General features: G+C 68.4%; 14 protein-coding genes. All 14 read right to left on the bottom strand.

Annotated features, from left to right (window positions below; translation table 11 throughout):
- Nucleotides 1–92 precede the first annotated feature (92 nt).
- The 14 genes from FHX80_RS21075 to FHX80_RS21010 all read right to left on the bottom strand — a co-directional run bounded on the left by FHX80_RS21075 (nt 93) and on the right by FHX80_RS21010 (nt 12,908).
- A complete protein-coding gene (locus tag FHX80_RS21075) occupies nt 93–539 on the bottom strand; it encodes a DUF2550 domain-containing protein (RefSeq protein WP_208764800.1) in 447 nt (148 codons plus the stop codon).
- A 140-nt stretch (nt 540–679) separates the two neighbouring features.
- Complete coding sequence (locus FHX80_RS21070) at nt 680–1,054, bottom strand: F0F1 ATP synthase subunit epsilon (protein ID WP_145765625.1); 375 nt, start codon at nt 1,052–1,054, stop codon at nt 680–682.
- A gap of 109 nt (nt 1,055–1,163) precedes the next feature.
- Nucleotides 1,164–2,606, bottom strand: a complete 1,443-nt coding sequence (atpD, locus tag FHX80_RS21065; RefSeq protein ID WP_145765624.1) for a F0F1 ATP synthase subunit beta — start codon at nt 2,604–2,606, stop codon at nt 1,164–1,166.
- Nucleotides 2,606–3,523, bottom strand: a complete 918-nt coding sequence (locus tag FHX80_RS21060; RefSeq protein ID WP_145765623.1) for a F0F1 ATP synthase subunit gamma — start codon at nt 3,521–3,523, stop codon at nt 2,606–2,608. The genes atpD and FHX80_RS21060 overlap by 1 nt, the downstream gene beginning before the upstream one ends.
- 3 nt (nt 3,524–3,526) lie before the next feature.
- Entirely contained in the window at nt 3,527–5,098 is a 1,572-nt protein-coding gene (atpA, locus tag FHX80_RS21055; protein WP_145765622.1) for a F0F1 ATP synthase subunit alpha, read from the bottom strand.
- A 140-nt stretch (nt 5,099–5,238) separates the two neighbouring features.
- Nucleotides 5,239–6,054 (bottom strand): F0F1 ATP synthase subunit delta, encoded by an 816-nt coding sequence (locus FHX80_RS21050; protein WP_145765621.1) that lies wholly within the window; start codon nt 6,052–6,054, stop codon nt 5,239–5,241.
- Complete coding sequence (locus tag FHX80_RS21045) at nt 6,051–6,593, bottom strand: F0F1 ATP synthase subunit B (RefSeq protein ID WP_145765620.1); 543 nt, start codon at nt 6,591–6,593, stop codon at nt 6,051–6,053. Before FHX80_RS21045 ends, FHX80_RS21050 begins: the two co-directional genes overlap by 4 nt.
- A gap of 42 nt (nt 6,594–6,635) precedes the next feature.
- Nucleotides 6,636–6,866, bottom strand: coding sequence for an ATP synthase F0 subunit C (gene atpE, locus FHX80_RS21040; protein ID WP_073889576.1), 231 nt, complete (start codon nt 6,864–6,866; stop codon nt 6,636–6,638).
- A 70-nt stretch (nt 6,867–6,936) separates the two neighbouring features.
- Nucleotides 6,937–7,758, bottom strand: coding sequence for a F0F1 ATP synthase subunit A (atpB, locus tag FHX80_RS21035; protein WP_145765619.1), 822 nt, complete (start codon nt 7,756–7,758; stop codon nt 6,937–6,939).
- Nucleotides 7,759–7,983: 225 nt separating this feature from the next.
- Nucleotides 7,984–8,427, bottom strand: a complete 444-nt coding sequence (locus FHX80_RS21030) for a Cg1360 family ATP-synthase-associated protein (protein ID WP_145765618.1) — start codon at nt 8,425–8,427, stop codon at nt 7,984–7,986.
- Nucleotides 8,428–8,688: 261 nt separating this feature from the next.
- On the bottom strand, nt 8,689–10,083 hold the full coding sequence (locus FHX80_RS21025; RefSeq protein WP_145765617.1) for an MraY family glycosyltransferase: 1,395 nt from the start codon (nt 10,081–10,083) through the stop codon (nt 8,689–8,691).
- A 115-nt stretch (nt 10,084–10,198) separates the two neighbouring features.
- Nucleotides 10,199–11,452: a serine hydroxymethyltransferase gene (locus FHX80_RS21020; RefSeq protein ID WP_145765616.1), complete on the bottom strand. Its 1,254-nt coding sequence runs from the start codon at nt 11,450–11,452 to the stop codon at nt 10,199–10,201.
- Nucleotides 11,453–11,622: 170 nt separating this feature from the next.
- Nucleotides 11,623–12,264 (bottom strand): arsenate reductase/protein-tyrosine-phosphatase family protein, encoded by a 642-nt coding sequence (locus FHX80_RS21015; protein ID WP_145765615.1) that lies wholly within the window; start codon nt 12,262–12,264, stop codon nt 11,623–11,625.
- Nucleotides 12,261–12,908, bottom strand: coding sequence for an L-threonylcarbamoyladenylate synthase (locus FHX80_RS21010; protein WP_145765614.1), 648 nt, complete (start codon nt 12,906–12,908; stop codon nt 12,261–12,263). The genes FHX80_RS21015 and FHX80_RS21010 overlap by 4 nt, the downstream gene beginning before the upstream one ends.
- Nucleotides 12,909–12,936 lie beyond the last annotated feature (28 nt).

The following is a 12,936-nucleotide window of genomic DNA, read 5'->3' as shown; positions in this document are numbered from 1 at the left end:
CACAGCACCGCACATCGCGTAACCCCCGAAAAGCACCGGGGAGACAGGTCCGCCCCCTGTCTCCCCGGTTTTCGTGTGTGTGGTGCGTGACCTCAGGCCACGTTCACCCGCTGGCCGGGCGGTGCCGCCTCCAGCCAGGCGAGAAATCCGGTCAGCGCGTCCTCGCTCATCGCCAGCTCCAGCCGGGTCCCCTGGTGGAGGCAGCCGAGCACGATGGCGTCGGAGAGCAGCGCGAGCTCCTCCTCGCCCTCGGGCATCCGGCGGGCGACCACCTCGATGGAGGACCGCTCCAGCACCCGGCGTGGACGCGGGGAGTAGCTGAAGACCCGGAACCAGTCGACCTTGTCGCCGTGGTAGCGGGCGACGCCGTACACCCAGCCCTTGCCCGAGAGGTCCGGTTCCACCGGCACGTTCCAGCGCAGGCTGCAGTCGAAGGTCCCGCCGGAGCGCTGAATCAGCCGCCGGCGCAGACCGAAGACGAAGAGACCAACCGCGACCAGTGCGACGACCAGCCCGCCCACCCACAGCGCGAGGAACATCTCCACCGACCTCCTCGCATCGTCGAGTAAACGGATACCGCCCGAACTTCACCTGCACCTGCATCGCCTCAGCCGCGACACGGTCTGGAGAGGTCTCCAGAACGGGCCGCGGCTGAGGGTAAAGACTTGTCGCGGGGTGGCTAGTGCACCGCCACCGCACGCAGTCGCACATCGGCGCGACGCTCGGCGGCGCCGTCCGTGTCCGACTTGGCACGTTCCAGCGCACGCTCCGCGCGCTGGACATCGATCTCGTCGGCCAGCTCGGCAATCTCCGCCAGCAGCGAGAGCTTGTCGTCGGCGAACGAGATGAAACCGCCGTGCACCGCGGCGATGACAGTGGCGCCATCACTCGTACGGATCGTCACCGGGCCCGATTCCAGCACACCCAGAAGCGGCTGGTGACCGGGCATGACGCCGATGTCGCCGGACGTGGTGCGCGCGACGACCAGGGTGGCCTCGCCGGACCAGACACTACGGTCCGCCGCGACCAGCTCGACGTGCAGCTCAGCAGCCAAGGGTGGCTCCTCGGGTCACCACCCGGCGGTCATGCCGGGTGTTGGGTCAATTCTACGGGGCGTGGTGAGGGGGACGGGACGCACCCGCCCCCCTCGGTGAGCCGGAGGCTCAGGAGACGCCGAGCTCCTTGGCGTTGGCCTTGAGGTCCTCAATGCCACCGCACATGAAGAACGCCTGCTCCGGGAAGTGGTCGTACTCACCGTCGCAGATCGAGTTGAACGCGGCGATCGACTCGTCGAGCGGCACGTCCGAACCGTCCAGGCCGGTGAACTGCTTGGCGGCGTGGGTGTTCTGCGACAGGAAGCGCTCGACGCGACGGGCACGGTGGACAACGAGCTTGTCCTCCTCGCCCAGCTCGTCGATACCGAGGATCGCGATGATGTCCTGGAGGTCCTTGTACTTCTGCAGGATCCCCTTGACACGGCTGGCCGCGTCGTAGTGGTCCTGCGCGATGTAGCGCGGGTCCAGGATGCGGGACGTGGAGTCCAGCGGGTCCACGGCCGGGTAGATGCCCTTCTCGGAGATCGGACGGGAAAGAACCGTCGTCGCGTCGAGGTGGGCGAACGTGGTGGCCGGGGCCGGGTCGGTCAGGTCGTCCGCGGGGACGTAGATCGCCTGCATCGAGGTGATCGAGTGACCACGCGTCGAGGTGATGCGCTCCTGGAGCACACCCATCTCGTCGGCCAGCGTCGGCTGGTAACCCACCGCGGACGGCATACGGCCGAGCAGCGTGGAGACCTCGGAGCCGGCCTGCGTGAAGCGGAAGATGTTGTCGATGAAGAGCAGCACGTCCTGCTTCTGCACATCACGGAAGTACTCCGCCATGGTCAGGGCGGACAGGGCGACCCGCAGACGGGTGCCCGGCGGCTCGTCCATCTGGCCGAAGACCAGCGCGGTCTTCTCCAGGACGCCCGACTCGGTCATCTCGTCGATGAGGTCGTTGCCCTCACGGGTGCGCTCGCCGACACCGGCGAACACCGACACACCGTCGTGCAGCTTCGCCACACGCATGATCATTTCCTGGATGAGGACCGTCTTGCCGACGCCCGCACCACCGAACAGACCGATCTTGCCGCCCTTGACGTACGGGGTCAGCAGGTCGACGACCTTCAGGCCGGTCTCGAACATCTCGGTCTTGGACTCGAGCTGGTCGAAGGCCGGGGCCTTGCGGTGGATCGGCCAGCGCTCGGTGATCTGAGCCTCGGCGTCCGGGTCGTTCAGGATCTGACCAAGAGTGTTGAACACCTTGCCCTTGGTGATGTCGCCGACCGGCACCAGGATGCCCGCGCCGGTGTCGGTCACCTGGGCCTGGCGGACCAGACCGTCGGTGGGCTGCATCGAGATCGCACGGACCACGCCGTCACCCAGGTGCTGGGCGACTTCGAGGGTCAGTGTCTTACGGGCACCGTCCTCGGCCGGGTCCGCCACCTCCACATGCAGGGCGTTGTAGATCTCCGGCATGGCGTCGACGGGGAACTCCACGTCGACGACCGGGCCGATGACCCGGGCGACGCGGCCCGTGGCAGCGGCCGTCTCAACTGTCGTCGTCATTACTTGTCACTCCCCGCGGACGCGTCGGACAGAGCACCTGCACCGCCGACGATCTCGCTGATTTCCTGGGTGATTTCGGCCTGGCGGGCCGCGTTGGCAAGCCGGGAGAGGCTCTTGATGAGATCCCCGGCGTTGTCGGTCGCCGACTTCATCGCGCGGCGGCGGGCAGCGTGCTCGGAAGCGGCTGCCTGCAGCAGTGCGTTGTAGATACGACTCTCGACGTAGCGCGGCAGGAGGGCGTCGAGGACGTCCTCCGCCGACGGCTCGAAGTCGAACAGCGGAAGGATCTCGCCCTTCTCCGTGCTCTCCTGCGCAGCCTTGTCGAGCGAGAGCGGCAGCATCCGGTCGTCGACCGCGTTCTGCGTCATCATCGACACGAACTCGGTGAAGACGATGTGCAGCTCGTCGACGCCGCCCTCGGCCGTGTCCTTCTGAATGGCCTCGATCAGCGGCGCTGCGACCCTCTTGGCGTCCGAGTACTCCGGGCTGTCGGTGAAGCCCGTCCACGACTCCGCGACCTTGCGCTCGCGGAAGCCGTAGTAAGCGACACCCTTACGGCCGACGATGTACGCGTCGACCTCCTTGCCCTCCGCCGCGAGCCGCTCCCGGAGCCGCTCCGCCGCCTTGAGAGCGTTGGAGGAGTAGCCGCCGGCCAGACCGCGGTCGCTCGTGATGAGCAGAATCGCGGCCCGCGCCGGGGCCTCGGCCTCGGTGGTGAGCGGGTGCTTGGTGGTGGAGCCGGTCGCGACCGCGGTCACCGCACGGGTGAGTTCGGCCGCGTACGGCATCGACGCCGACACCTTGCGCTGCGCCTTGACGATGCGCGAGGCGGCGATCATCTCCATCGCCTTGGTGATCTTCTTGGTCGCGGTGACGGCTTGGATGCGGCGCTTGTAAACGCGAAGCTGAGCGCCCATCGATCAGCCCTCGCCCAGAAGCTTGCCGTCCGAGGTCTCGAACTGCTGCTTGAAGGCGGCGACCGCGTCGGCGATCGACTGCAGCGTGTCGTCGGACATCTTGGCGCCCTCGGCGATGCTGGTCAGGAGGTCCTTGCGCTCGCGGCGCAGGTACTCCAGCAGCTCGCCCTCGAAGCGGCGGATGTCCTCGACCGGGACGTCGTCCATCTTGCCCGTGGTGCCGGCCCAGACCGAGACGACCTGCTCCTCGACCGGGAACGGGGCGTACTGCGGCTGCTTCAGCAGCTCGACCATGCGCTTACCGCGCTCCAGCGAAGCCTTCGAGGCCGCGTCCAGGTCGGAACCGAAGGCGGCGAACGCCTCCAGCTCGCGGTACTGGGCGAGGTCCACGCGCAGTCGGCCGGAGACCTGCCGCATGGCCTTGTGCTGGGCGGAGCCACCGACTCGCGAGACCGAGATACCGACGTTCAGAGCCGGACGCTGGCCGGCGTTGAACAGGTCGGACTCCAGGAAGCACTGGCCGTCGGTGATGGAGATGACGTTGGTCGGGATGAACGCCGACACGTCGTTCGCCTTGGTCTCGACGATCGGGAGGCCGGTCATCGAACCGGCACCCATCTCGTCGGAGAGCTTGGCGCAGCGCTCCAGCAGACGCGAGTGGAGGTAGAAGACGTCGCCCGGGTAGGCCTCACGGCCCGGCGGACGGCGCAGCAGAAGCGATACGGCGCGGTACGCGTCGGCCTGCTTCGAGAGGTCATCGAAGATGATCAGGACGTGCTTGCCCTGGTACATCCAGTGCTGACCGATGGCCGAACCGGTGTACGGCGCAAGGTACTTGAAGCCGGCCGGGTCGGACGCCGGGGCGGCGACGATGGTCGTGTACTCGAGCGCTCCGGCCTCTTCCAGGGCACCTCGCACGGAGGCGATGGTGGAGCCCTTCTGACCGATGGCGACGTAGATGCAGCGCACCTGCTTGTTCACGTCGCCCGAGCGCCAGTTGTCGCGCTGGTTGATGATCGTGTCGACAGCCAGAGCGGTCTTACCCGTCTGACGGTCGCCGATGATCAGCTGACGCTGGCCGCGGCCGATCGGCACCATGGCGTCGACGGCCTTGTAGCCGGTCTGCATCGGCTCGTGCACCGACTTGCGGACCATGACGCCAGGGGCCTGCAGCTCGAGGGCGCGCCGGCTGTCGGTCGCGATCTCGCCGAGACCGTCGATCGGGTTGCCGAGCGGGTCGACGACGCGGCCGAGGTAACCCTCGCCGACGCCGACGGAGAGCACCTCACCGGTGCGCTGCACCGGCTGGCCCTCCTCGATTCCGCTGAACTCGCCGAGGACGATCGCACCGATCTCGCGCTCCTCGAGGTTGAGGGCGAGACCGAGGGTGCCGTCCTCGAACTTCAGCAGCTCGTTCGCCATGGCGGAGGGCAGGCCCTCCACCTTCGCGATGCCGTCGCCGGCAACGCTGACCGTACCGACCTCCTCGCGCGAGGCCGCGTCCGGCTTGTACGACTGGACAAAGTTCTCCAGTGCGTCCCGGATCTCCTCCGGCCGGATCGTGAGCTCCGCCATCTGGGTTCCCTGCTCTCCTTGTTGGGCCCGAAGTTTCTTAAGGGGGTCTGGGGGCCGACCCCCAGGAATCTTCTGCAATTTCTGCACGGCCCAACCGGGCCGCTGGTCTTGCTCTGTCTCTGTTACTGCGCCGGGCTGGGTCAGCCGGCCATCCGTCGGGTCGCCTCGTCGAGACGCTCCGCGATGGTGCCGTTGATGACCTCGTCACCGACCCGCACCGTGACTCCGCCGAGGACCTCGGGGTCCACGTCGAGATTCAGGTGCATCGGGCGGCCGTAGATCTTCGCCAGGGCGGCGCCGAGGCGCTGCTTCTGCCGATCGCTCAGCGGCACTGCCGAGGTGACGATCGCGACCATGCGGTCGCGGCGCTCCGCGGCAAGCTTGGAGAGGGAGTCGAGTCCCTCCTCCAGGCTACGTCCCCGGGGCTGGGTGACAAGCCGCACGATGACGCGCTCGGTGGTGGGCCGCGCCTTTCCGCCGAGCAGGCTGCGCAGCAGCTCGCCCTTGGCGGCGGGGGTCGCGGTCCGGCTGGTGAGCGCGGCGCGCAGCTCCGGGTTGGAGGCGACGATCCGGCCGAACCGGAACATCTCGTCCTCGACGTCGTCGAGGTCTCCGTTGCGCTGGGCGGCGGTGAGGTCTGCGGTGTTCGCCAGTTCCTCGACCGAGTCGACCAGGTCACGCGACTGCGACCAGCGCGAGCGGACCATGCCGGAGACCAGATCGACGGCTTCGCCGCCCACCTGGCCGCGCAGCAGCCGTCCGGCCAGCTCGGCCCTGGCCTCGCCGGCCTGCGCCGGGTCGGTCAGGACCCGGCGCAGCGACACCTCGCGGTGCAGCAGCGCCGTGACGCCGGCCAGGTCCTCGGCGAGCTTCGCCGCGTCGACCGACGTGCTGTCGGTCAGTGCGTCGAGACGCTCGCGTGCGGCGGCCAGTGCCTCGCGGCTCGCGCCGTTCATCGGACGGCCTCGGCCTTCGCCTCGAGCTCGTCGAGGAAACGGTCGACGGTGCCGCTCTGCCGGGCGTGGTCCTCGAGGGACTCGCCGACGAGCTTGCCGGCCAGGTCGGTGGCGAGCTTGCCCACGTCCTGACGCAGCGCGGACGCCGCGGCCTTGCGGTCGGCGGCGATCTGGGCGTGGCCCGCAGCGACGATCTCCTCGCGCTGCCGCTGGCCTTCCGCCCGCATCTCCTGCAGGATCACGGCGCCCTGCTCCTGCGCCTCCTGGCGCATACGAGCGGCTTCGTGGCGGGCCTCGGCGAGCTGAGCCTTGTACTGCTCAAGAACGCTCTGGGCCTCGGTCTGAGCCGCATCGGCCTTTTCGATGCCGCCTTCGATCGCCTCGCGACGCTCGTCCAGAACCTTGTTGATGTTCGGAAGGAGCTTCTTGGCGAGGAAGCCGAAGACGATCAGGAAGGCGATGAGGCCGATGACGAGCTCAGGGATCGGCGGGATGAGCGGATTTTCCGTCTCAGCCGCGATCGTAAGCAACTGGCTCACGTCATTGCCTTTCGTCTAGTGGGCTGGTCGTTGATCCGTGGATCAGGTGCCGTAGACGAACGGCATGACCAGACCGATGAGGGCGAGCGCCTCACAGAAGGCGAAGCCGAGGATCTGGTTGGCGCGGATGAGACCGGCAGCCTCGGGCTGACGGGCGAGAGCCTGGGTGCCGTTACCGAAGATGATGCCGACGCCGACGCCGGGGCCGATGGCAGCGAGGCCGTAACCGACGGAGCCGAGGGAGCCGCTGACGGCAGCAAGGGTCTGGGACATGCCAGTTCTTCCTTCTCTTTCACGGACCGGTGGGGGTTGGCCACCGGACGACTGGGACGGGTGCGGGTGCTCAGTGGTGCTTGGCGAGCGCGCCCTGGATGTAGGTGCAGGTCAGAAGGACGAAGACGTAGGCCTGCAGCGCCTGGATGAACAGCTCGAAGGCCGTCATCACGATGGTCATCACGAAGGAGACGCCCGCGTACGCGAAACCGATGCCGTTGAGCAGGTACCAGCTGGCGATGGTGAACAGCAGCAGGAGCGTGTGCCCCGCAAACATGTTCGCGAAGAGTCGCACCGCGTGAGTAAAGGGCCGGACCAGCAGGTTCGAGAACAACTCGATGGTCATGGCCAGCGGCAGCACCGGGCCGAGCGACTTGTCGTATCCGGTGATGTTCTTGAAAGCACCGACGAAACCGTGGCGCTTGAAGGTCAGGCTGACCCACACGATGTAGACGATCGCCGCCAGCACAATGGGGTAGGCGATGATCGACGTCACCGGGAACTGGGCGACCGGGATGATCGACCAGAGGTTCATCATCCAGACGAAGAAGAACAGCGAGACGACGAGCGGGACGTACTTCTCGCCCTCACGCTTGCCGATCGTCTCGTACACGATGCCGCGGCGGATGAAGTCGTATCCCGCCTCGGCAACCATCTGCAGCTTGCCCGGGACGATCTTCGGCTTGCGGAAGGCCGCCCAGAAGAAGCCGACGATGATGATCGAACCGAGCAGGGCCAGCAGCATCGGCTTGTTGAAGTACAGGTTGCTGTCCGCGTCGCCCCAGAGGGGTTCGAACAGGAACGAGTGCAGGCCGGGTGCCGGGAAACCACAACCGGAGAAGATGTGGCAATCGGTCTCGAAGGCGAGCACCTGTGTCGGGTCAGCACTCACCGCGGGCTCCTTCAGCGTGGCGCATAGGTACGGCAACCTCGTTGTGTCGGCGCGGCGCGCAGCCGCGGTTCGGCACTGGACTGGTGTTTCGGATGTGTGAGCGGCAGTCAGGCATTGAGCCTCGCGATCGAGCAGGCGTCAGCTCATATGCCCGCGCCCGCGGTGCCGCAGTTGGAACCGGACGATAGCAGGGTCCTGAACTCGCCCTTATCCCGCCCCTACCCTTCACGACCTGGACCCAGTGTTCTTGGGCTTCTCACTCTTGTCGGACTTCGACTCGGGCTCGACGTAAAGGATCTTGGCCTTCATGTGCGCACGCGCCTGTGCACCGATCCACGCGAGTGTCGTCACGACCAGGGTGATCGCGAACGCCTTCGGGTTGAACATCGTGGTGTTCTTGAACACGGCGACGAAAATGAACAGCAGGAGCAGCTGAGCCGTGTACAGCATCAGCCCCATCGCCTGGAACAGGTGGGGCAGGGACTTGGCGGTCCGTTGCAGGACCACCAGCCCGATACCCATGAAGAGGATGACCACGATCGTCGCAACGACCGCGCCCAGGGCTCCCTTGCCACCGGCGACGCCACCGGCGATCGCGGCGGCAACAGCGCCGGCGACAGCGGTGGGTACGGCGGTCTGGAGGAGAGTCCGGACGTCGTTGGACGGCATGGCGGCAGCTCCGCTTGCTGGGGGGTTCGGCAGTGTGTCGTCATGGACGAGCGTAGGCCCGGTCCGAGTCGATGCCTCGGGGCCAAGAGACCGTGTTACTCAGGTCCTTCGGCTCTGTCACCGGGTTCGTGAACGGTATCACAAACTATTTGATGAGGTCTTTACCTAGAAAGTGTGCTCACCGTCACACTTGAGTGTGAGTGAGCGCGTGTGAGCAAGGCAGTCTAACTGCTTGTGTGGTATTGCCCGTTGATGCCCGAATTATCGACGCGTGGAATCGGCCTTGCGCCGGTCCGAAAATCGAGAACGGGGGCCAATGGCTGTCGCCCCGTTGACGCCGGAGACTCCTGCCGCGACCCGGGCCCGCGGAGCGGGTTCGGGCTCCTCGCCCTCCTGCCCCATCTGGCCTTCCAGCGGCCCCTGTTGGCCCTCCGGCCCGTCCGCGGAAGCAGCCTCGGGCTCCGCGGCCGGGCGGCGCCGACGGCGGTAGCGGGGCGGTACGACGCGTTGTGCCCACAGCGGGGCGCGCGGGGTGAAGCGGGGCATCAGGAGCAGGATCAGGCCGAGCGCGCTCAGGCCCACGATCACGAGGACGATCCACATCGAGGCCGAGTGCACGGAGTAGCCGACCGCGCCGAAGGCGATCAGGGCCGACCAGAAGTACATGATCAGCACCGACCTGCTGTGCGAGTGGCCGATCTCCAGCAGCCGGTGGTGCAGATGTCCGCGGTCGGCGGCGAACGGCGACTGGCCGTTCCACGTTCGCCGCACGATCGCCAGCACCAGGTCGGCCGCCGGGATCGCGATGATGGTGAGCGGCAGCAGCAGCGGGATGAAGACCGGCAGCATCGCGTGGGTCGCCTGGCGCTCGCTGCCCTCGAAGATCTTCATGGTGTCCGGGTCGACCTGTCCGGTCACGGAGATCGCGCCGGCGGCCAGCACGAGGCCGATCAGCATCGAGCCGGAGTCGCCCATGAAGATCCGGGCCGGATGCATGTTGTGCGGCAGGAAGCCGAGGCACATGCCCATCAGGATCGCCGTGAAGAGCGTCGCGGGGGCGGCCGCCTCGATCGCGTGTCCGTACCAGAGCCGGTAGGTGTAGAGGAAGAACGCGGCCGACGCGATGAGGACCATGCCGGCCGCCAGGCCGTCCAGGCCGTCGACGAAGTTCACCGCGTTGATCGTGATGACGACCAGGGCGACCGTCAGCAGCGTGCCCTGCCACTGGGTGAGGGCGACGGTGCCGACGCCGGGGATCGGCAGCCACAGGATCGTCAGGCCCTGGAGGACCATGACCGCCGCGGCGATCATCTGTCCGCCCAGCTTGATCAGGGCGTCGATCTCGAACTTGTCGTCCAGGACGCCGATCAGCCAGATCAGCGCCGCCCCGGAGAGCAGCGCCCGGGGTTCGCTGGAGAGGTCGAAGACGCCGTCGAGGTTGGCCAGGTGATCGGCGACGATCAGCCCCGCGCACAGCCCGCCGAACATGGCGATGCCGCCGAGCCTCGGGGTCGGTTCCCGGTGGACGTCACGCGCCCGGATCGCGGGCATCGCCCCGACCGCGATGGCGAACTTGCGCACCGGGCCGGTGAGCAGATAGGTCACCGCAGCCGTGACACAGAGTGTCAGCAAGTAATCACGCACGGGCTGCCCCACAAATGTCGCCGGCCATCTCAGCCCACACCTTAACTACGTCGGCCTCATGGTTGAGGACACAGAGGTACCCGTGATGGTTGCACGGGGCGTCTGCATTCAGGACATAGGACCTATGTCACCCGGGGTAGGGCGGAAATTTCGCCACCAGTTCCCGCACCTCGGCGAGGACGTCGCCCTCCTCGCGCACCGCCGCGCCGAACAGCGCCGCGAGCCGTGCCATGGCGGCGTCGCCCATGCCCTGGGTGGTGACGGCCGCCGTGCCCAGCCTGATGCCCCGGGCGTCCCCGTACGGAAGCGCGCAGGTGTCCAGCACCAGACCCGCCGCGGCCAGCCGGGTGCGGGCGGTGTGACCGTCGACGCCGAGCGGGGCCGGGTCCGCGACGATCAGGTGGGTGTCCGTGCCGCCGGTGGTGACGTCGAAGCCCTCGGCCTCCAGGCCGGCGGCCAGCACCCGGGCGTGGGACACCACCCGGTGGGCGTACGCGGCGAAGGCCGGCGTGGCCGCCTCGTGGAACGCGACGGCCTTCGCGGCCACCGTGTGCATCTGGGCGCCGCCCTGGGTGAACGGGAACACCGCCCGGTCGATCCGCTCGGCCAGTTCCGCGCCGCACAGGATCATGCCGCCGCGCGGCCCGCGCAGCACCTTGTGCGTGGTGGCGCAGACCACGTCCGCGTACGGGACGGGACTCGGCGCCGCTCCCCCGGCGATCAGCCCCATCGGGTGCGCGGCATCGGCGATGAAGTACGCGCCCACCTCGTCGGCGATCTCGCGGAACCGCTCGTAGTCCGGGTGACGCGGGTAGGAGATGGAGCCGCTGACGATCGCCTTGGGCCGGTGGGTGCGGGCCAGGGTGCGGACCTGCTGGTAGTCGATCAGACCGCTCTCGGAGTCCACGCCGTAGCCGACGAAGTCGAACCAACGGCCGGAGAAGTTGGCGGGCGATCCATGGGTGAGATGTCCGCCGTACGGAAGTCCCATCGCGAGCACCGTGTCGCCGGGCCGCAGCAGCGCGGCGTACGCCGCGAGGACGGCCGAGGAGCCGGAGTGCGGCTGGACGTTGGCGTGCTCGGCGCCGAAGAGCGCGGTGGCCCGGCGGACGGCGATGAGTTCGGCGGCGTCCGCCTGTTCGCAGCCGCCGTGGTGGCGCTTGCCGGGGTAGCCCTCGGCGTACTTGTTGGCGAGCGGCGAGCCGAGCGCGGCGAGGACCGCGGGCGAGGTGAAGTTCTCGGCGGCGGTCAGTTGCAGTGTGCCGGACTGCCGGCGCAGCTCCCCCAGCAGTACATCGGCGATCTCCGGGTCCTCCCGGAGCAGGGCACCGAAGTCCTGCGGCAGGGTGGCCGGGGGTGCGGCGGAGGTGGTGACCGGCATCGGGGGCTCCGGGCCTGGGAGGAGTGCGCTGACGTCAGCTCCAATGTAGGCCCGCGACGGGCCTGCTGCCCGCTGTCACGCCCCGTGGTGCACCCGTCCGGAGGAGGGGCCCGGGCCCGGTCCGCAGGGCCGTCGGCACGGCGTGGGCGGGGCCCAGGACCCCGCGCCGGTCAGTGCGGGGTCGATACGCCGGTCAGTGCGGTGACGACCGGCTCCAGGGCCTGGTTGATCTCGTCGCCGATGGACCGGAAGAACGTGATCGGGGCGCCGTACGGGTCGTACACCTCGTCGGCCTCGGCGGTCGGGGCCAGCAGCCAGCCGCGCAGCGCGGCGGCCGCGCGCACCAGCGCGCGGGCGCGTTCGACGACGCCCTCGTCCTTCGCGTCGGGCAGCGTCGCGGGGTCTATCGCCCGGACCAGCCGGGTGAACTCCTTGAGCGTGAAGGTCCGCAGACCGGCCGAGTGACCCATCGAGATCACCTGGGCCCGGTGGTCGCGGGTGGCGGTGAGCACCAGGTCAGCACGGATCACGTGCTCGTCCAGCAGCTCACGGCCGACGAACCCGGTGGCGTCGGCGCCGAAGTCGGCCAGGACCACCTCGGCGTTGGCCTCCATCGGGGCACCCTCGTGCCCCCAGGTGCCGGCACTCTCCACGATCAGGCCGCCCTGGAGCGGGTCGCCGAGGCGGTCCACGAGGGCATGGCGGGTCAGCCGCTCGGTGATCGGTGAGCGGCAGACATTGCCGGTGCTGACGTGGAGGATGCGGAAAGTGTCGGTCTGCCCCGCTATGCCACGCCCCTCAGGGGCGGTCAATTGGCCACCTCGAGGTCGGGTACCACCTTGCGCAGCTCCTCCGCGGAGAGCGCGCCGGCGCGCAGCAGGACCGGGACCTTGCCGGTGACGTCGACGATCGAGGACGGGATGATGCCCGGCGTCGGACCGCCGTCGAGGTAGACGGACACGGAGTCGCCGAGCATCTCCTGGGCCGCGTCACAGTCCTCGGGCGAGGGGTGCCCGGTGAGGTTGGCGCTGGAGACGGCCATCGGGCCGACCTCCGTGAGCAGCTCGATGGCGACCGGGTGCAGCGGCATCCGGATGGCGACGGTGCCGCGGGTGTCCCCGAGGTCCCACTGGAGCGACGGCTGGTGCTTGGCGACGAGCGTGAGGGCGCCGGGCCAGAAGGCGTCGACGAGTTCCCAGGCCTGCTCGGAGAAGTCGGTGACCAGGCCGTGCAGGGTGTTCGGGGAACCGATCAGGACGGGGGTCGGCATGTTGCGGCCGCGGCCCTTGGCGTCCAGCAGGTCGGCGACGCCCTCGGAACTGAAGGCGTCCGCCCCGATCCCGTACACCGTGTCGGTGGGCAGCACGACCAGTTCACCGCGGCGGACGGCGGACGCGGCCTCGCGCAGACCCGTCATACGGTCCGTCGCGTCGTTGCAGTCGTATCGCCGTGCCATCAGCCGGCCTCCTCAAGCATGTTCGGGT

Source organism: Streptomyces brevispora (assembly GCF_007829885.1).
Lineage (GTDB): Bacteria > Actinomycetota > Actinomycetes > Streptomycetales > Streptomycetaceae > Streptomyces > Streptomyces brevispora.
The sequence above is the reverse complement of the archived record's forward strand: the minus strand, read 5'-3'. Positions and strand labels throughout refer to the sequence as shown.